The sequence below is a fragment of the Numidum massiliense genome (genome assembly GCF_001375555.1).
Lineage (GTDB): Bacteria > Bacillota > Bacilli > Thermoactinomycetales > Novibacillaceae > Numidum > Numidum massiliense.
The window spans coordinates 3,303,491-3,322,425 of sequence record NZ_CTDZ01000009.1 but is presented as its reverse complement, the minus strand read 5'-3'; the positions used below and the strand labels follow the sequence as shown (position 1 = coordinate 3,322,425).

At 53.5% G+C, this 18,935-nt stretch carries 24 protein-coding genes; all 24 read right to left on the bottom strand.

All coding sequences use genetic code 11. The features are described 5' to 3' along the window. Position 1: 1 nt before the first annotated feature. A complete protein-coding gene (nuoI, locus tag BN1247_RS15635) occupies positions 2-421 on the bottom strand; it encodes an NADH-quinone oxidoreductase subunit NuoI (protein ID WP_054951197.1) in 420 nt (139 codons plus the stop codon). Positions 422-435: 14 nt separating this feature from the next. Further along, positions 436-1,449 (bottom strand): NADH-quinone oxidoreductase subunit NuoH, encoded by a 1,014-nt coding sequence (nuoH, locus tag BN1247_RS15630; RefSeq protein ID WP_054951196.1) that lies wholly within the window; start codon positions 1,447-1,449, stop codon positions 436-438. Then, positions 1,450-2,550 carry an NADH-quinone oxidoreductase subunit D gene (locus BN1247_RS15625; protein ID WP_054951195.1) on the bottom strand — a complete coding sequence of 367 codons (1,101 nt, stop codon included), beginning with the start codon at positions 2,548-2,550 and terminating at the stop codon, positions 1,450-1,452. 5 nt (positions 2,551-2,555) lie between these two features. Further along, positions 2,556-3,455, bottom strand: coding sequence for an NADH-quinone oxidoreductase subunit C (locus tag BN1247_RS15620; RefSeq protein ID WP_082415964.1), 900 nt, complete (start codon positions 3,453-3,455; stop codon positions 2,556-2,558). Next, positions 3,452-3,970, bottom strand: coding sequence for a NuoB/complex I 20 kDa subunit family protein (locus BN1247_RS15615; RefSeq protein WP_054951194.1), 519 nt, complete (start codon positions 3,968-3,970; stop codon positions 3,452-3,454). The genes BN1247_RS15620 and BN1247_RS15615 overlap by 4 nt, the downstream gene beginning before the upstream one ends. Then, positions 3,961-4,332 carry an NADH-quinone oxidoreductase subunit A gene (locus BN1247_RS15610; RefSeq protein WP_054951701.1) on the bottom strand — a complete coding sequence of 124 codons (372 nt, stop codon included), beginning with the start codon at positions 4,330-4,332 and terminating at the stop codon, positions 3,961-3,963. The genes BN1247_RS15615 and BN1247_RS15610 overlap by 10 nt, the downstream gene beginning before the upstream one ends. A 254-nt stretch (positions 4,333-4,586) precedes the next feature. Continuing rightward, positions 4,587-4,991, bottom strand: a complete 405-nt coding sequence (locus BN1247_RS15605) for a F0F1 ATP synthase subunit epsilon (RefSeq protein ID WP_054951193.1) — start codon at positions 4,989-4,991, stop codon at positions 4,587-4,589. 29 nt (positions 4,992-5,020) lie between these two features. After that, positions 5,021-6,433, bottom strand: a complete 1,413-nt coding sequence (gene atpD, locus BN1247_RS15600; protein ID WP_054951192.1) for a F0F1 ATP synthase subunit beta — start codon at positions 6,431-6,433, stop codon at positions 5,021-5,023. 61 nt (positions 6,434-6,494) lie between these two features. Next, positions 6,495-7,346 (bottom strand): ATP synthase F1 subunit gamma, encoded by an 852-nt coding sequence (gene atpG / locus BN1247_RS15595; protein ID WP_054951191.1) that lies wholly within the window; start codon positions 7,344-7,346, stop codon positions 6,495-6,497. 41 nt (positions 7,347-7,387) lie between these two features. Then, positions 7,388-8,905, bottom strand: a complete 1,518-nt coding sequence (gene atpA / locus BN1247_RS15590) for a F0F1 ATP synthase subunit alpha (RefSeq protein ID WP_054951700.1) — start codon at positions 8,903-8,905, stop codon at positions 7,388-7,390. Between the two features lie 26 nt (positions 8,906-8,931). Beyond that, entirely contained in the window at positions 8,932-9,474 is a 543-nt protein-coding gene (locus tag BN1247_RS15585; protein ID WP_054951190.1) for a F0F1 ATP synthase subunit delta, read from the bottom strand. Then, positions 9,471-9,959, bottom strand: a complete 489-nt coding sequence (gene atpF, locus BN1247_RS15580; RefSeq protein WP_054951189.1) for a F0F1 ATP synthase subunit B — start codon at positions 9,957-9,959, stop codon at positions 9,471-9,473. Before atpF ends, BN1247_RS15585 begins: the two co-directional genes overlap by 4 nt. A gap of 105 nt (positions 9,960-10,064) precedes the next feature. Next, positions 10,065-10,283 carry a F0F1 ATP synthase subunit C gene (gene atpE / locus BN1247_RS15575; RefSeq protein ID WP_054951188.1) on the bottom strand — a complete coding sequence of 73 codons (219 nt, stop codon included), beginning with the start codon at positions 10,281-10,283 and terminating at the stop codon, positions 10,065-10,067. A 214-nt stretch (positions 10,284-10,497) separates the two neighbouring features. Further along, the gene (atpB, locus tag BN1247_RS15570) at positions 10,498-11,208 is read right to left on the bottom strand and encodes a F0F1 ATP synthase subunit A (protein ID WP_054951187.1); all 711 of its coding nucleotides are present in this window, start codon (positions 11,206-11,208) and stop codon (positions 10,498-10,500) included. After that, positions 11,209-11,604 (bottom strand): ATP synthase subunit I, encoded by a 396-nt coding sequence (locus BN1247_RS15565; protein ID WP_054951186.1) that lies wholly within the window; start codon positions 11,602-11,604, stop codon positions 11,209-11,211. Positions 11,605-11,617: 13 nt separating this feature from the next. Then, positions 11,618-11,839, bottom strand: coding sequence for an AtpZ/AtpI family protein (locus BN1247_RS18615; RefSeq protein WP_390622052.1), 222 nt, complete (start codon positions 11,837-11,839; stop codon positions 11,618-11,620). Positions 11,840-12,074: 235 nt separating this feature from the next. Beyond that, a complete protein-coding gene (upp, locus tag BN1247_RS15555) occupies positions 12,075-12,704 on the bottom strand; it encodes a uracil phosphoribosyltransferase (protein ID WP_054951184.1) in 630 nt (209 codons plus the stop codon). A gap of 277 nt (positions 12,705-12,981) precedes the next feature. Then, positions 12,982-14,229 carry a serine hydroxymethyltransferase gene (locus BN1247_RS15550; RefSeq protein ID WP_147675264.1) on the bottom strand — a complete coding sequence of 416 codons (1,248 nt, stop codon included), beginning with the start codon at positions 14,227-14,229 and terminating at the stop codon, positions 12,982-12,984. Positions 14,230-14,272: 43 nt separating this feature from the next. After that, entirely contained in the window at positions 14,273-14,812 is a 540-nt protein-coding gene (locus BN1247_RS15545) for a TIGR01440 family protein (protein ID WP_054951182.1), read from the bottom strand. Beyond that, complete coding sequence (gene rpiB / locus BN1247_RS15540) at positions 14,809-15,267, bottom strand: ribose 5-phosphate isomerase B (protein WP_054951181.1); 459 nt, start codon at positions 15,265-15,267, stop codon at positions 14,809-14,811. Before rpiB ends, BN1247_RS15545 begins: the two co-directional genes overlap by 4 nt. Positions 15,268-15,331: 64 nt before the next feature. Beyond that, positions 15,332-16,123 (bottom strand): low molecular weight protein arginine phosphatase, encoded by a 792-nt coding sequence (locus tag BN1247_RS15535; RefSeq protein ID WP_054951180.1) that lies wholly within the window; start codon positions 16,121-16,123, stop codon positions 15,332-15,334. 32 nt (positions 16,124-16,155) lie between these two features. Next, positions 16,156-16,719, bottom strand: coding sequence for a manganese efflux pump MntP (locus BN1247_RS15530; protein ID WP_054951179.1), 564 nt, complete (start codon positions 16,717-16,719; stop codon positions 16,156-16,158). Positions 16,720-16,837: 118 nt separating this feature from the next. Next, positions 16,838-17,968, bottom strand: a complete 1,131-nt coding sequence (locus tag BN1247_RS15525) for an L-threonylcarbamoyladenylate synthase (RefSeq protein ID WP_054951178.1) — start codon at positions 17,966-17,968, stop codon at positions 16,838-16,840. A 302-nt stretch (positions 17,969-18,270) separates the two neighbouring features. After that, positions 18,271-18,918 (bottom strand): stage II sporulation protein R, encoded by a 648-nt coding sequence (spoIIR, locus tag BN1247_RS15520; protein WP_054951177.1) that lies wholly within the window; start codon positions 18,916-18,918, stop codon positions 18,271-18,273. Positions 18,919-18,935 lie beyond the last annotated feature (17 nt).

Sequence of the window (18,935 nt, the reverse complement as noted above, 5' to 3'; positions counted from 1 at the left end):
TTCATACTTTGTTCTCACTCCGGACGTTCGTGTTATTGTCGTGCAGCCACTCGAGGTCTTTGAACAGTTCATCGCGGCTGTACGCAGACAACTCGAAGTTGTTCGTCATGACGATCGCTTCAGTCGGGCACACTTCCGTACACAAATCGCACAAAATACAAATCTCAAAATTAATGTCGTACGTCTCCAATATTTTCCCTCTTTTGTTCGGATCCGGGTGCGCACGGCCGGAGAGTTGAATGCACGCCGTTGGACAAACGCGCACACACTGATTACAGACGATGCATTTCTCCGGATCGAGGTGTTGGATCCCGCGAAAGCGGTCCGGCATCTCGATCGGCTCGTCCGGATAGCTGTAAGTGACCTTTTTCTTCGTCATTTGCTTTAGGGTTAACGAAAAACCTTGAATAAGACCGCGCATGAAATCACCTCCAATTAAAAGAATTGCTGGATCCACGGCACTTCTTTGAGTAGGGCAGAGAGAAAAATGTTAGCGATCGCTAGCGGCAAAAGCACTTTCCAACCTAAGCCCATCAACTGGTCGACTCTGAGCCGCGGCAACGTCGCGCGCATCCAGAACAAGAAAAAGACGATGAGAGAGAACTTTAATAGGAACCAAAGGATTCCCGGAATAAAGCTAAGCGCGGCGAACGGCGGATGCCATCCCCCGAGGAACAGAACGGTCGTCAAAGAAGCCATCGCAAAAATGTACACATACTCCGCCAACATGAAGAACGCCCAGCGAAAGCCGCTGTATTCGACGAAATAGCCGGCAATGAGCTCTGATTCCGATTCGGGTAAGTCAAACGGCAGCCGACTCAGTTCGGCGATGGAAGCGATGAGAAAAACGACGAAACCGACAATTTGCGGTAAGATAAACCACACTTTCTGTTGGGCGTCGACGATATCGATTAAATTGAGCGAACCGGTGGCCATAATGATGCCGACGACCGATAAGATGAGTGGGATTTCATAACTAATCATCTGCGCCGCGGAGCGCATTGCCCCGAGCAGCGCATAGTTGTTGTTAGACGCCCAACCGCCCGACAGCATACCGATTACTGTAATGCCAGTCAGGGCAAAATAGTACAGCAAACCGATGCCGACGTCGCTAAAGTAGAGGTTCTCCGTAAACGGGATGACAGCGATGACGGCAAACGCTGGGACAAATGCGACGATCGGTGCGATAATAAACAGCCCGCGATCGGCGCGCTCCGGAATTGTATCTTCCTTCAACAACAGCTTAAGCACGTCGGCGACCGTCTGGAGCATCCCCCACGGACCGACGCGCACGGGGCCACGACGCGCCTGCGCCCACCCGAGCACTTTGCGCTCGAACAAAATCGCGTACGTGACGAAGCCGAGGACGATGAAGAGTAGTGCAGTAGCCGCTAAAACCATTAACGTGACATTGGCCTGGGAAAGCGGCTGGGTCAATAAATCGCTCATTTATCCGTCCACCTCCCCTAACACGATATCGATCGAACCGAGAATAGCCACGAGGTTGGATACGTTTTCGCCGACCAGCAGCTTAGGAAGTATTTGTAGATTACTAAAGGACGGGCGACGCCACTTAATGCGCCACGGGCTCGCTTTGCCTTTGCTAACGATGTAGCAGCCGAGTTCGCCGCGCGGCGATTCGATGCCGACGTACGTCTCTCCTTCCGGCACGCGTAACACCCGCGGCACTTTTGCCATCACCGGTCCGGAAGTAGGAAATTGTTCGAGCGCCTGTTCCAGAATGCGAATCGACTGGCGCATTTCTTCCATGCGGCAGTGGTACTTACTGAGACAGTCCGCCTCCTCTGCCGTCGGGACGTCAAACTCAAAGCGATCGTAAATCGAGTATGGCTGGTCTTTGCGCAAATCCCATTTCACGCCAGCCGCACGCAAATTGGCGCCGCTGAGCGCGTAATTGATCGCATCTTCCCGCGTATACTTGCCAACGCCGCGCACGCGGTTGAGAAATATTTCATTTCCCGTGACGAGTTGCTCATATTCTTGCACGCGTTCCTTCATAATCGGCAAAAAGTCGCGCACGCGCTCGATCCAACCGGGCGGTGCATCCCACTTCACGCCGCCGACGCGCATATAGTTAAACGTAATGCGTGCCCCACACAGCTCGTTAAAAAATTGCAAAATCGTTTCCCGTTCGCGCATCGCGTAAATGAACGGCGTCGTTGCCCCTAAATCGAGCAGGAACGTCCCGTACCAAATGCAGTGGCTAGCAATGCGGTTTAGTTCCATGACGATGATGCGCAAATATTCGGCGCGCTCAGGAATCTCTAAACCCATCAACGTCTCGACGGCATGACAGACAGCGTAATTGTTCGTCATCCCCGCCAAGTAATCCATCCGGTCGGTATACGGAATGATTTGCGTGTACGTCAAATCTTCCGCTAACTTTTCCGTCCCGCGGTGCAAGTAACCGAGCACGGGCTTTGCTTCGCGCACGATTTCACCGTCGATTTTAATGACGATGCGCAAGACACCGTGGGTACTCGGGTGTTGCGGGCCGACGTTCAACAACATCTCTTCTGTTCGGACCACGGTGCTCACACCTCCTCATCTAATGGTTCATAGTCTTTACGTAACGGGTGCCCCACCCAATCGTCCGGCATCATAATGCGCGTCAAGTTCGGATGACCGCGAAAGTCGATGCCGAACAAATCGTACACTTCCCGTTCGTTCCAATTTGCAGCAGCCCAGACAGATGTGACCGACGGCACCCACGCCGCCTCGCGCTCTGTATGAACGTGGACAGCGAGCCTCTCTTTCCGCGACAAAGACAGCAGGTGGGCGACAACCGACAAGTAGTCCTGCTCGTCGTAAGCCGTTAAATCCGACAAATAGTCAAAGTCGAAGAACGGATCGGTATGTAATAATTGCGCTACTACGGCCCACTGTTCCCGCTTGACGCGAATTGTCGGCAAATGATCATTTAAGCGGTTAATCGTCGCTGCTTCCACAATGTCCGTGCCAAGTTCCGCTTTTAGTTTTTGCAAGTAATCGTCTAACAGTGGCTGTTTCGGCGAAGGCTCCGGTGGCGGCTCCTCCTTTTTCGCCTTGGCGCTGCGCTGCGGGCGGGCTTTAGCTTTAGCCGCTTGCTTTTTTTTGGCGGCCACCTTCGCCGTCACAGCTGCTTTCGCCTTCGAGGCTGCCTTTTCTTCCGTAGTGTCGTTCGCCTTCGAAACTGCCCTTTCATCCGTAGCGGCGTTCTCCTTCGAAACTGCCTTCGCTGCGCCAACGTTTTTTTCCTTTTTCGCTAGGGGCGCATCGCCTTTTTCCAGCCGTGCACCGTCTTTTTTTCCCTCTTTGGTGACATCGTCTGCGGCGGTTGTTACCGTTTTCTTTTTTGTCACCTCGCCACTCGCGTCATTCACTAATGGTGACGCCCCTGTCGCTGCTTCGTCTACTTTCGTTCGGTCTGTCTGTTTTTCTCGCTCTCCACTCACTCACTGGTCACCTTCTTCCCAGTTTTTGCTTCGTAGCGAATTTTTTCTTGTAGTTTGTTCACCCCGTAAATGAGTGCCGCTGGATTCGGTGGGCAGCCTGGAATGTAGACATCTACCGGGACGATTTGGTCAACCCCTTTAACGACCGCGTACGATTTGACGTAAGGCCCCCCCGCTGTCGCACACGAACCCATCGCGATGACCCACTTCGGCTCTGCCATCTGGTCGTACAGGCGGCGCAATACTGGCCCCATTTTTTTCGTCACCGTCCCGGCGACGATCATCACGTCGGCTTGCCGCGGCGAACCGCGAAAAAACACCCCAAAGCGTTCGAAGTCGTAATGCGCCCCGCTCGTCGCCATCATTTCAATCGCACAGCAGGCGAGTCCGAACTGTAGCGGCCACATCGAATTGCTGCGTGCCCACCCCTTAATTTGCTCCAACCGTGTCATCAGCACATTGCGCTTGACGAATGCGCTTTCTTCCACTGAAAGCTCTTCCAAATTCAATCCCATTCTAGCACCTTCTTCTTCCACGCATAAATTAACCCGACGACGAGCAGGAATACAAATATACCCATTTCGATTAAAATGAATAAACCGATATCGCTGCGAAGAGCGTTGTACGCGACTGCCCACGGGTAGAGGAAGACCGCTTCCACATCGAAGACGATGAATAACAAGGCAAACATGTAGTAACGGATGTTGAATTGCAGCCAACTTTGTTGAAACGGATCGACCCCGCTCTCGTACGTCAATCGCTTAGCCGCTGTCGGGTTAGACGGGCGCAACATGCGGCTCAGCGTCCACGCGACGATCGGTAGGACGAGTCCTAACAACAGGAAGATAGCGATCATAAAGTGATTGTTTGCATACATAGGCGTACCCCCGTACACGGTAGTGTCATTCGCTAGAAGCGTCGCAAGCGCTTCCACGAATTAAACGATAGTAAAATGACGAAAATTCCCCTTCCTGTATACGGCTACAATTATAGCAAATGCATAACATCGTGTCTAACTTCACGTGGCAGAAGAAGCCCGCAGCTGGGCCCTTTCCACTTTTTTACACAAAAAAAGCTAGCGGGAAAAAGCGATGCGTGACACATCCTCTTTTCCCGCTACGTTAACTTACCTTATCGCCTATTCGCGACATTTATGCGATTCATCGCTCGATGTAACGCCAATTCAGCACGGCGAAAGTCGATTTCATCGTCTCGCACGCGCTCAAGGCGCCGTTCAGCCCGCTCCTTCGCGGCACGTGCACGTTCTAGATCAATATCGCCGGGCAATTCTGCCGTCTCAGCTAAAATAGTAACGTGGTCGTTGTGCACTTCGATGAACCCGCCGCTGACGGCGGCAATTTGTTCGTGTTCCGCCATTTTAATGCGCACGGGGCCAATTTTTAACGTCGAGACGAACGGCGTGTGACCGGGGAGAATACCGATCTCCCCCTCCGCCGCTTCCGCTACGACCATCTCTGCTTGTTCGCTAAACACTTTGTGATCAGGTGTGACGACATCTACTTGCATCGTTCGCATTGTTTGCGTCCCTCCCCACGCTTATAGCGTTAACGCCGATTGCTCTCGGCATTTTCGCGCGCTTCTTCGATCGTTCCGACCATGTAAAACGCATCTTCAGGGAGATCGTCGTGTTTCCCTTCGAGCACTTCTTTAAAGCTGCGCACCGTCTCTTTCACGGGCACGTATTTACCGGGCTGACCGGTAAACTGTTCGGCCACGTGCATCGGCTGCGACAAGAAGCGCTGCACCTTGCGGGCGCGGGAAACGACTTGTTTATCTTCGTCCGACAGTTCGTCCATCCCGAGTATGGCGATAATGTCTTGCAATTCTTTATACCGCTGCAAAATTTCTTGCACGCCACGCGCCACGCGGTAATGTTCTTCCCCGACGACGGCAGGCGTCAAAATACGAGACGTCGAGGCTAGCGGATCGACCGCAGGATAAATCCCAATCTCGGTCAATTTTCGGTCCAAGTTCGTCGTCGCATCCAAGTGGGCAAACGTCGTCGCTGGCGCCGGGTCGGTATAGTCGTCCGCCGGCACGTAGATCGCTTGAATCGACGTGACGGAACCTTTACGCGTCGACGTAATCCGCTCTTGCAATTGACCCATTTCCGTCGCCAGCGTCGGCTGGTAACCGACAGCTGACGGCATGCGGCCGAGCAAAGCGGACACTTCAGAACCCGCTTGGGTAAAACGGAAAATGTTGTCGATAAACAACAACACGTCTTGGTTTTGCTCGTCGCGGAAGTACTCGGCCATCGTCAGTGCCGTCAAGGCGACGCGCATCCGCGCACCCGGCGGTTCGTTCATCTGTCCGAATACCATCGACGTTTTATCGATGACGCCGGAATCGCGCATCTCGTGATACAAGTCGTTTCCTTCCCGCGTCCGCTCTCCGACGCCGGCAAACACGGACAAACCGCCGTGCTCTTGCGCAATATTGTTAATGAGCTCTTGAATGAGAACTGTTTTTCCGACACCTGCACCGCCGAACAGACCAATTTTTCCGCCCTTCGCGTACGGAGCCAGCAGGTCGACAACTTTAATCCCTGTTTCTAACACTTCATCTTCCGTCGTCAAATCGACGAAATCCGGTGCGAGGCGGTGAATCGGGTGCCTTGATTCAGTTTGTACAGGACCCGCTTCGTCGATCGGGTCACCAAGTACGTTAAATACGCGCCCTAAGGTCTCCTCTCCGACAGGGACGGAAATCGCCCCTCCCGTATCGTGAGCTTGCATGCCGCGTACGATGCCGTCAGTCGACGCCATCGCGATACAGCGCACGCGGTTATTTCCTAAGTGAACCGCTACTTCGACCGTTAAATCGATGTCGCGTTCACTGCTGGAGGCCGCTTTGTGGACAATGCGAACGGCATTGTTGAGTTCGGGTAATTGGCCGCCGGCGAATTCAATGTCGACGACAGGGCCTTTTACCTCGACAACGCGTCCTTCGCTCATTTATTTCCCTCCTGCTTCAATGAATATTAATGTTGCACACTAACTGTAACGAGCGTGTGACTTACAAAGCGTTAGCTCCCGCGGTAATTTCCGCAATTTCTTGCGTAATGGCCGCTTGCCGCGCGCGGTTGAACTGCAATGTGAGCGTCGAAATCATTTCGTCCGCATTCTCGCTCGCATTGCCCATCGCCGTCATCCGTGCCCCGTGTTCACTCGCCTTCGCTTCGAGCAACACGCTGTAAATGACCGTTTCCGCGTACTTCGGTAGCAACGCTGCTAACACTTCTGCCTCTGAAGGCTCGTAATCGTAGTTAGCCGCCGTGCGCTCGCTCGACACATCGGCGAGCGGCAAGAGCAACTTTTCCGTAGGAATTTGCGTCACAGCATTTTGAAACGCGTTATAGTGTATATAAAGTTCATCAAACGATTCGTCGGCGAACATGTTGACCGCGCGGTTGGCGATGCTTTTCACGTCGCTAAACCCAGGTGAATCCGACAAACCGATCAGCGTTTCGATGACAGGATAATTGCGCCGCTTGAAAAAGTCGACGCCTTTGCGCCCGATAACGAACAGGACATATTCGTCGGAGGAGGCGTGTCGCTCCTCAATTTGCTGCACGACGTGCCGCAAAATATTGGCGTTGTAGCCGCCCGCTAACCCGCGGTCCGACGTGATGACCAAGTACCCCGTCCGCTTCACCGAGCGCTTTTCGAGCATCGGGTGCGAGTAATCGGTGTTCGTCGTTATACTCGCGATGACGTCGCGCATTTTTTCGGCATACGGACGCGAGGAAACCGCCTGTTCTTGGGCGCGGCGCAACTTCGCCGCATAAACGAGTTCCATCGCCTTCGTGATCTTATGCGTATTTTGCATACTCCCGATGCGACGTTTAATCTCGCGCATGCTCTCCATGTGGCTTCACCACCTTATGCTTTTCGTCCATCGCGTATTTATTATGAAGCCGAAACGGCAAACCCTTTTTTAAACAGCGCAATCGCTTTTTCGAGATTGCTTGTCACTTCGTCTTCGAGCTTGCCACTCGCCTCGATCGCCTTGACAATTTCCGGGTTTTCTTGGTCTAAGAAGGTTAGCCATTCTTTCTCGAACCGCCCGACGTCTTCCACCGGAATGTCGTCCAAGTGACCGTTTACCGCAAGATAGAGTGAGACGACTTGCCGCCCCACTGTTAACGGCTCGTTTTCCCCTTGCTTCAAAATTTCTTCGACGCGCTCCCCGCGGTTTAGGCGCGCTTGCGTCGCCTTGTCCAAGTCCGAACCGAACTGGGCGAACGCCTTTAATTCCCGGTATTGCGCCAACTCGAGTTTGAGCGGCCCAGCGACTTTCTTCATCGCCTTCGTCTGTGCGTCGCCACCGACCCGCGACACGGACAAGCCGGCGTTAACAGCTGGACGTTGTCCCGAGTAAAACAGGTCGGACTCGAGGAATATTTGCCCGTCCGTAATCGAAATGACGTTCGTCGGAATATACGCCGAAATGTCACCTGCTTGCGTTTCGATAAACGGCAATGCCGTCAGCGAACCGCCGCCCTTTTCATCACTTAACTTCGCCGCGCGCTCGAGTAGGCGTGAGTGCAAGTAGAACACGTCACCCGGATACGCTTCGCGTCCTGGCGGACGGCGCAACAGCAAGGACAATTCCCGGTAAGCAGCCGCTTGTTTACTCAAGTCGTCGTACACGCACAATACGTGTTTACCGTTGTACATAAAGTACTCGCCCATTGCACACCCGGCGTAAGGCGCAAGGTACAACAACGGCGCCGGATCAGATGCCGTCGCGGAGACGACGATCGTGTAATCGAGGGCTCCGTGGCGGCGCAGTTTTTCTACGACACCAGCGACCGTCGACTGTTTCTGGCCGATCGCGACGTACACGCAGATGACGTCCTGCCCTTTTTGGTTAAGGATCGTATCGACGGCAATCGTCGTTTTACCAGTCTGCCGGTCGCCGATGATCAATTCCCGTTGTCCGCGGCCGATCGGCACTAACGCGTCAATCGCTTTAATACCGGTCTGCATCGGTTCGTGCACCGACTTCCGATCGATCACCCCGGGTGCCGACGATTCAACCGGGCGATACTCACTCGCTTCGATCGGCCCGCGGCCGTCGAGCGGTTGTCCGAGGGGGTTGACGACACGCCCTAACAGCGCTTCGCCCACCGGTACTTCCATAATGCGTCCGGTGCGCTTCACTTCGTCACCTTCGCGAATATTGTCATACGGGCCGAGAATAATCGCCCCGACGTTGTCTTCTTCTAAGTTTTGGGCCATGCCCATAATGCCGCCTGGAAACTCTAACAGCTCGCCAGCCATGACGTTTGCCAGCCCGTGAACTCGGGCAATCCCGTCGCCGACGTGAATGACCGAGCCTACCTCCGTCACTTCGATCATCGACTCGTAGTTAGCGATTTGCTGTTTAATTAACGAGCTAATTTCTTCTGGTCGAATGCTCATTCCCATTCCCACTACTCACCCCAGTCTCACTGTACTTGTACGTCTCTCAACTGTTTTTTGAACCGGGTTAGCTTACCGGCTACGCTACCGTCGTAAACTTTGTCCCCGAGACGTAGGAGAACACCGCCCTTAAGGGTCGGTTCGACGACGTTGCGCAGTTCGACTCGCTTGCCCACCTTCGCCGCAAAAGCTGCTTCCAACTGGCTCCGCTCAGTGTCGGAAAGAGCCACAGCGGAGACCGCTTCCCCGACGAATACGCCGCGCGCCTCGTTCGCAATCGCAGCAAACTCAGTCGCGACGTCCGCGATGATCTCTTGACGGCCTTTATCGACGAGCAATTGTAAAAAATGACGGCTAATGTCCGACAACATTTCGCTAAACACGCTTAGCAGCATATCCTTCTTTTCCTGTACGGAAATGTGCGGGTGGTTGAGCAAGTACGCATACGACGAATGACGCTCTAACGTGTCACTGACGACTTCTAATTCCTTTTGCACAGCGTCTACTACACCTTGTTCCTCTGCGAGTGCGTACAACGCTGCGGCGTACCGTTTGGCAACTGCTCTCATAAGCGATCGCTCACTTCTTTAATGTAGTCGTCAACTAACGCCTTTTGCGCTGCGTCGTCCAATTCTTTTTCTATAATCTTCGAGGCTAGCAAAACGGACAGCGTACCGACTTGATCGCGCAACTCGGAAATGGCGCGCTCTTTTTCCCGCTGAATGTCGTTTTGAGCCTCTGTTTTCAAGCGGTCAGCTTCTTGGCGCGCCGCCTGCAACAATTCTCGCGCCTGCGTATCGGCCGTCTTCGTCGCACGTTCGACGATGCCTTGTGCCTCGTGCCGTACGTTTTCGAGCTCTTCCCGTTGCTTGGCGAGGAGCGTCTCAGATTCTTGACGGTTCTTTTCTGCCGTCGCTAATTCACTTTCTACCCGCTCTTGCCGCTTTTGCATGATGCCTAGTAACGGTCCCAGTGCATACCGCTTCAAAAGAGCTAATAAAATCATGAATACGACGAGCGTAAACAGCATGGTGCCCCATTCGATATTGGGCATGGACGTTCACTCCTTTCATCGCAGTGTGCGACATAAAAAGAGAAGGCGTAGGCCTGTAAACAGACCCCGCCATCGATTGCGCGGTCCAGCTATTGCTTAAGACGCTTATCTAAACACTAACAAGAACGCAATAACAGCACCCATAATCGGAATCGCCTCGATGATCCCCATACCGATAAACATCACCATACGCAACTTATCAAACATTTCCGGTTGCCGTGCCATCGATTCTGTCGTCTTACTGATGAGCATCCCGTTACCGATGCCGGCCCCAATTGCCGATAATCCGACGGCAATTGCCGCTGCTAATGTCACTAATTCCATTATGAAGTATCCTCCTTTAATTGCTGTAAAATAAGTTATTTGTTACACGGAATGCGTAAACCGTAGCCTGCGTCCTCAAGTTTGTGCCGCTTGCCGTTTACCCTCCGCTTACTACCATAAGTTAATGTACCTACAAATCAAGTATGCTACGAGTGACTTTTTCCAAAGGAACCTCTAAAGCCACCATACGTGTACTGCGCGATACTTTGTCCTATTAATGCCCTTCGACTTTTTGAGCCATATACACTAATGAGAGCACAGTAAAAATAAACGCTTGGATCGTGCCGACAAACAGCCCAAACCCTTGCCAGGCGAGTACTGCCGGTGCGGCGGCGACCATGCCAAAAACTCCCGCGTGATATGCCCCTGCCAGCAGAGCTAGTAACACTTCTTTCGCGTACAAGTTTCCGAATAGCCGCAGACCTAGCGTCAACACTTTCGTAAATTCCTCGATGATGTTAATCGGTAAAAAGAGAAAGTTCGGCTCAAAATAAGCCTTGAAGTACGGACCTGCGCCTCGCATCCGGATCCCGTAGTAGTGCGTTAAAACGACGACCATAATCGCTAATGTCATCGAGACGTGGGCGTCAGCCGTCGGCGCCTTCCACCACAAGTCTCCGTCTACGATAAGGCCAAACGGCACACCGAGCATGTTGGCGACGAAAATGAACATGAGCAACGTGAGCGCGAGCCCGATAAACCGTTCCCCTTTTTTGTAATCCATCGTGTCTGAGACAAGGCCTTTTACGAAGTCGACGACCCATTCCATGAACATTTGCATACCGCCTACGTTGCGCATGCTCAAATGACGCGATCCGGCGATCCCGATAATGAGCACGATCACCGCGGTAATCACGGTCATTAACATCGTCGACAAGTTAAACTGCATCCCCAGCCACGTGACAACTGGATTCCCGTGTTCCACTTACTCTCCCCCCTTTCGCACTGTTGGCGTTCGGCTAGTGCGCACGCTGTCCCACAGCCCGTTGACGAACAAAATCAGCTGCGCGAGCGCCAAACCGATCACCGTCGTCACGACGTTAAAGCATTCCGGGTACCTCACAGCAAAAAACGTGGCGACGATCGCTACCGCGTAACGCGTGAGCATTCCCGTTCCGAACATCGGCCTGCCTTGGGCTTGCCGCACTCCAAACTGATATACTTTGTACGCCATGAACAGGGCATTAAACAGGCCTGCACACGTCCCTAAAATAAGGCCCAAAAAAAACGCCTTGTGCTCCGTAAGTCCCCAACCGATGACGAAAAGGGCGAGAAGAAAACAGGAGTATTTTAATAGCTTGACAACCTGTTCCTTCAACATCGTGTGTCGTCTCCTAAAGGTAACGTTTGATCAGCTGCACAACCGTGTAAACGCCCGCCGCAATCCCTAAAAAAACACCTACTAGCAAAAAAAGGGGTTGCGTCCCGAGCACACGATCCAGCGAGCGACCGCCAAAGAGCCCACCTAGGACCCATATCGTAAAGTTAATGCCTATCGCGCCTAACAGGCTTAGTTCACGCCAAGGATTCGGTTTTGGATTTGGCAACGGAAGCACCTCATGAGAAGTTCGCACCCAGCACTAACAGGCTTTTTATGCGCAAACGACCACACTTGTACTTAGGATACTTTATCAATTAATAAAGCTACCCTTCGCTATGTTACAATAGGCGTTATTGTTTGTCAAACAAATCACAAATATAGGATGAGGTATGGCTCCGTATCTCTTTATTGTAAGTAATTCGCGTGCGCACTACAAAAATATTTGTGACGTTTCCGTGAACGGACAGGTGTTATTTTGTACCAAATAACCGGTCGCCGGCGTCGCCCAGTCCGGGCACGATATACCGCTTTTCGTTTAAGTGTTCGTCGACGGCGCCGATGTAAATCGGGATGTCCGGATGCTCACTTTGCACGCGAGACACGCCTTCATTCGCGGCGATTAAACACATCAGTTTGATGTTTCGCGCCCCTTTTTCTTTGAGCAACTGAATCGCTGCCGCAGCCGAACCGCCGGTGGCGAGCATCGGGTCGATGACGATTAATTCGCGTTCTTCGATGTCTGACGGCAGTTTACAGTAGTACTCGACCGGTTCGTGCGTCTCTGGATCGCGGTACAAACCGATGTGCCCGACTTTCGCCGTCGGGATCAGCTTTAAAATACCTTCGACCATTCCGAGTCCGGCGCGCAAGATCGGCACGAGACCGAGTTTTTTTCCCGCGATGACCTGGCACGTCGCCTCGGCGACAGGCGTTTCTACCGTCACCTCTTCGAGCGGCATGTCGCGCGTAATTTCGTAAGCCATGAGCGTCGCGACTTCGTCGACGAGCTCGCGGAATTCTTTCGTCCCGGTCCGTTTGTCGCGAATGTACGTCAATTTGTGCTGAATGAGCGGGTGGTCCAATATGTACAGTTTACTCATAAAAAAAGTCATCCCCTCTAGTTCTTCTAAAACATTTTACCGGGGAACTCTCCGCTTGTCCAATGCTTGCATCTAACGATTTTTTTTACAGATAGCTGCCCCCTTGACTGCACGCGTACCGCTGCCCACGAGCTGCCACACAAGAACTTTGTCGCGAGTTTCGTTTGCGCGGCGACGGGGTGCCTAAGGTGCGACAGACCCCGCCGTCGCCGTCAATGGTTATCATAAGCGAAGACGGGCTGGCGTCTGTTTACGCACACTTACTGTTCACAACCTATTAATACGTTAAATCCGTATACAGTGGGTATTTTTTGCAAAGAACGTTAATTTTATGCTTTGCGACGCGCTGTGCCTCTTCACTTTCCGGTTGTTTTAACGTTAAGCCTATAATAGCAGCAATCTCCCGCATCGCTTCGCGGTCAAAACCGCGCGTCGTCACCGCCGGCGTGCCGATGCGCAACCCACTCGTAACGAACGGTTTTTCCGGATCGAACGGGATGCCGTTTTTATTGGCAGTAATACCGACATCGTCCAGCAGCTTTTCCGCCACTTTTCCGGTTAAACCGAGATTGCGGACGTCGATTAGCACTAAGTGGTTATCGGTGCCGCCAGAGACGAGGTCAAACCCTTCTTCGATTAAGGCGTCGGCCAAAGCTGCCGCATTTGCGATGACGTCGGCCGAATACTGTTTAAAAGGGTCTTGCAGCGCTTCACCGAACGCAATTGCCTTCGCCGCAATGATGTGCATGAGCGGACCGCCTTGAATACCGGGGAAGATCACTTTGTCAACTGCTTTCGCGTATTCTTCTTTACACAAGATTAACCCGCCGCGCGGTCCGCGCAACGTCTTGTGCGTCGTACTCGTCACAAAGTCGGCGTACGGCACCGGGTTCATATGGTGCCCGGTGGCGACGAGACCGGCAATGTGCGCCATATCGACCATGAAGTAGGCGCCGACTTCTTTCGCAATGTCGGCGAGTACGGCGAAGTCGATCTTGCGCGGATAAGCACTCGCGCCGGCGACGAGCATTTTCGGTTGCTGTTCGCGGGCGATCCGGCGCACGTCGTCGTAGTCGATGAGATGTGTCTCCCGATCGACCCCGTAAGCGATAAAATCGTAAGTCTTGCCGGAAAAATTAACCGGGCTCCCGTGGGTCAAGTGACCGCCGTGCGCTAAATTCATCCCGAGCACTTTATCGCCCGGCTGCAGCACAGCTGAATAGACTGCCATGTTCGCCTGCGATCCCGAGTGGGGCTGCACGTTTGCGTGGTCTGCACCAAACAACTGCTTCGCCCGTTCGCGCGCTAAATTTTCGACGACGTCGACGTATTCACAGCCGCCGTAGTATCGCCTTCCCGGATAACCCTCTGCATATTTATTCGTCAACACCGAACCCATCGCCTCGAGCACGGCTTCGCTGACGAAGTTTTCCGAGGCAATCAATTCAATTTTCTCCTGTTGCCGTTTTAATTCTTGAGCCATCGCGTCCGCTACTTGCGGATCTTTTTGCCGAACGTGTTGCAACCACATCTCCTCCTAAGAAGCAAATTGCTTATAGTCTAGCATCTTACGCGTATACGGCCCGCGCGCCGCCGATAAGTTTCGGGCGCGTGCGCGCCATCGTCACATGTGCGCGGCCAATCGTCTGAAGGGTCGGGCGCACCGGTACGACGACTGGCCTTAAGTGCATGCCGATCAGTGTGTCCCCAATGTCGATCCCCGCGTGGGCTTGTACACTTTCGACGACAGCGGCGTCCGGCAAATGGCGGTAGGCATGAGCAGCCATCGCCCCGCCGGCATTCGGAACGGGTACGACAGATACTTCAGTAAGAGCAAACTGTTCGAGTGTCCGCCGCTCGACGACGAGGGCGCGGTTCAAATGTTCGCAGCATTGCACCGCGAGGTGGAACGGGTGCTGCTTGCGCACGTTCTCCACGCCTTGCAAAATAGCCGCAGCTACTTCACCGCTGCTAGACGTGCCAATGTGTGCACCACCCACTTCACTCGTACTTACACCTAACACGAGTAAGTCGTTCGCCGTAAGCTTAGCGACTGCACGGAGCTCGCCCAGCACTTGTGCCACTTGCTCCGCCAACCCGGTTGTCATGCTTCGTCACCGCCGTCTACCGCCTCGATATCGCTTATTTTACAGAGTCTACGCTCGTGTCGCCCGGCGGCGAACGGCGTTTCCATCCACGTTTTAACGATGTCGTGAGCGAGTCCCGGACCGACGACGCGTTCACCGAGCGCGAGCACGTTCGCATCGTTATGTTCGCGGCTCATGCGCGCCGAATACGGATCGGAAACGACCGCACAGCGAATGCCTTTCACTTTGTTCGCGCTAATCGACATGCCGATCCCCGTACCGCAGACGAGAATGCCGCGATCCGCTTCTCCAGCTGCCACTTTTTGCGCGACCGGAAGGGCGAAATCCGGGTAGTCGACCGAATCGGTACAGTCGCAGCCGACGTCTTCTACCTCTACTTCCAAATCAGCTAAAACCGCCTTAATTTCTTGTTTCAAGTGGTATCCGCCGTGATCAGAACCGATAACGACTTTCATGCGTAATGAACCTCCTTACGGTTTTACGTACACGTCAATTATTATAACGAATTTAGCTGTGAAGTTATATAGCGTCATTTTTTAACTGTCGGGCAAATCGCCTCAGGAGCGTCTCCAATTGTTCACCGCACGCGCGATACTCATCTAGCGTGCCACCGAACGGATCGACGATGTCGAAGTCGGGTAGCTCCCTTTCGATTTGGCGAATCTTTTCCTCCTCTGGTCGGGTCAACTCGTACAAGCGCTCCCGCCAGCGGGCTAATTGCTGCTCGAACGATTCGCCTGTTGGCGCATCGAGTTGATCACTGGCATGTTGCTCAGCATCGTCGTCCGTTTGGTTCCCAGATTGGTCATTAGAGGGATTATTTTCCAGTTGTTCGCCACTTTTCGCTTGCTGTTGTTTGAACCGTCGCTCCAACTGTTCGAGGTGCCGTTTGTTCTCCGCGAAAAACTGCGCTCGTTTTAGCTCTGCTGCAGCATACAACTCATCTAGTTGCCGGAGCTTGTCGGCGATTTCGCCGCGCATTTCTACGTATTCCTTCAATAGATACACTTTGTCGACGTATGCCGGATAACGCTCTAATAGAACGACCTTGTGTGCTTTCGTCATGACGAGGACGAGATCGGCCCAAGTGAGTAACGGATCGTCCAACCACGTCGCCTTTCCTTTAAAGGAAGCGCCTTTCTCCTTAAGCACTGTTCGCGCATGGAGGGCAAAAGCAGTACCCGGAGTGACGGCGACCCCCGCCGACTTCACCTCAATCTCCAGACCCTCTTCTGCCGCGATTTTTCGCAGCAACCCTTCCGCCATTGGGCTGCGGCAAGTATTACCCGTACAAACAAATAACACGCGCACAGCTCATCCTCCTTCTGTCAATCGCTCTCAACTTATAGTAAAAATTTTACCCCGAAGCCACACAAAATTGCCCCCCCGATTAATTCACCATAATCCCCTAACCATTTGTTAGCGTAGCGCCCGAGCAGTAACCCTAATCCCGCCATGAGTGCGCCGCCGCTGCCGAGTAATATAACCGCCAATAACACATTAGCCGAAAACAAACCGAACGATAGGCCAGCGGATAGTGTATCGACACTGACACTAAGCGCTAATACAATCGTCGCCCCGACAGAAGACACGTTCAACGACGCCTGTTCCCGGTCGTTTTTTAAGCCCGACCAGATCATATTGATCCCCAATATACACAACAAGGCACCGCCAATGTTTGTGGCGACCGTACGCGTCACCACACTTAGTACGTGCCCGATCAGCATCCCGAGTAAAGGCATAAAAAAGTGAAAAAAGCCGATTAATATGCTTATGACATACACCTTGCGCATCGTGACCCCGCGGATGCCGATACTTAAACCGAGAGAAAAAGCGTCCATCCCGAGTGCGACAGCAATGAGGAGCAACGTAAAAAATTGACCCCAGTATTCCGGTCCTTGAAACATGTCATCCCTCCGGCACACATGTCTCGTACAACATATGTCCGGAGGGGACAAATCATGCGACGACGTGGACAATCCACCGAGCCAACTAGCGGCGACTTGCGGTCGCCTACGCGAACTGTTAAATGATTCGTCCGCCGGCCGCCTTGCGCAGGCGATTCATAATCGTTGCGCCGTCGCCAACTTCCGGAAACGTCTCTGCTAACACCCGCTCGACACCGACTTCGTCAAACTCCCGCAAGGCGCGGTACAGTCCGTGGGCAACTGTCGACAACTCGCTCCGCTGGCCACAGGCGATGACGACGTCAGCCTCGTAAGCGTTGCGGTGCTCCGCTGTCGTCAACACGCCGACTTTCCACCCTTCCCGCTGGTACTGTTCCGTTAACGCGCGAATACGCGTTACCATCTCTCGTTCCTTCCCTTTAACTAATGTCATTTCTCCGCGCGGGGCGTAATGGCGGTACTTTAGCCCCGGCGAACGCGGTGTGCCGCTTTGCTGCTGCAAAAACGGATCGACCTGAACGTCTCCTAACGCGTCCCGCAGCTCTTCTAAAGTAATCCCACCCGGCCGCAAAACGACAGGCGTTGACTCGGTCACATCGAGCACTGTCGATTCTAAGCCGTAACCCGTTTCGCCCCCATCGAGCGCGACATAAATACGTCCAGCCAAATCGTCGAGCACGTGCTGGACATCGGTCGGACTCGGTCGGCCGGAGCGGTTGGCGCTCGGCGCCGCGACCGGACACCCCGTTTGTTGCAAGAGCGCGCGCGCAATCGGACTCGGTCGGCCGGAGCGGTTGGCGCTCGGCGCCGCGACCGGACACCCCGTTTGTTGCAAGAGCGCGCGCGCAATCGGGTGGCTCGGCATGCGTACGGCGACTGTCGCCAGGCCCGCGGTTACTTTACGCGACACCGTCCCTGCCGAAGGGAGGACGAGTGTCAGAGGACCGGGCCAAAACCGCTCGATCAACCGTTCGGCCACGGGCGGCACACTGGAAACAACTGTTTCCAGTTGGGCGTGTGAACCGATGTGCGCGATGAGCGGATTGTCGCTAGGCCGTCCCTTGGCTGCAAAAATAGCTGCTACTGCGTCGTCGTTCGTCGCATCGGCACCTAGCCCGTACACTGTTTCTGTCGGGAAGGCCACCAGTTCCCCTCTCCTTAGCGCTGCGGCAGCCTGTTCGATGTAACGGTGTTGCAGTAACTGTTGCACACCGTCTTCAGCCGATAACTTCCAAACTATTGTCTCCATTCGTATACCCCGATCTACTGATTTTACTCTTAGTTCGATCGTATCACAAGTAACTGTGTGCGCAAAATCGCCCTGTCGCTACTCCGCTGTTGTCGCCGCTGTTCAAGGGAACCTCAACTGTGTCAATCTAAACGCACTAACGCAGGTGTTGCCCCCAAATCCCTAATTTTCTACGATTGCACCGCTTCGGCTCCGAATCTTTAGAGTCGATGCAGTTAAAAAAGAGAAACCCTTGAAATATCAAGGGTTTCGGTAGCGGACAGGTACTGTAAACGCCGACGAGATGCGTATGTCGGCTGCTGTCAGGCGAAGGTCGCTATTAAACGGTCAAACAAACTGAGTAACCAATCGATGAGGAAAAAACGGACCTCTACTTGATCGCTGTCGGTGCTGAGTGACGACTGTTCGCCCGCTTTTACCTCTCGTTTTTCCTCCGTCTGCTGCGCAGCGGCTACAGCGTCGGCATTGCTCATGTCGACGAAACAGAGAGGTGGAAAGAGGACGCACCACCAGTTGGCGCCGCTTCCCTCACCGATCGCGATGCGCACCGCTTCATAGTCGCCAGCCGGGTAAACCGTTTGGCCGTATAATTTCGTCGGAAAAGGGACCTGGCCAAAATCGACGTCAACGCGGTAAGGGAAACCGTGCTTGCGCACGATGCGCTCCGCCAGCTGTTTGATTTCGGGGAGCCGTTCGACGATCACTCTTCGCGCAGTGGCAAGGTCGTCCAACTGTCCTGTCCACTGCCCGATGGACTCTACGACCTCGTCCCGTATTTGCCGTTTCAACCATTGGTCTTGCGGATCGTCGCTGTTAGCTAAGATGCGCAGCCGAATGGCTTCATCCGGAATCGTCCCCTCCGCGGCGACGACTGCCTCATTTTTTTGCCCTTCCCAACTGATCATTAATATTAAAATTGCAAAAACGATGTAAACGTATTTTTTATACATGCCGCTCTCCTCGCTTT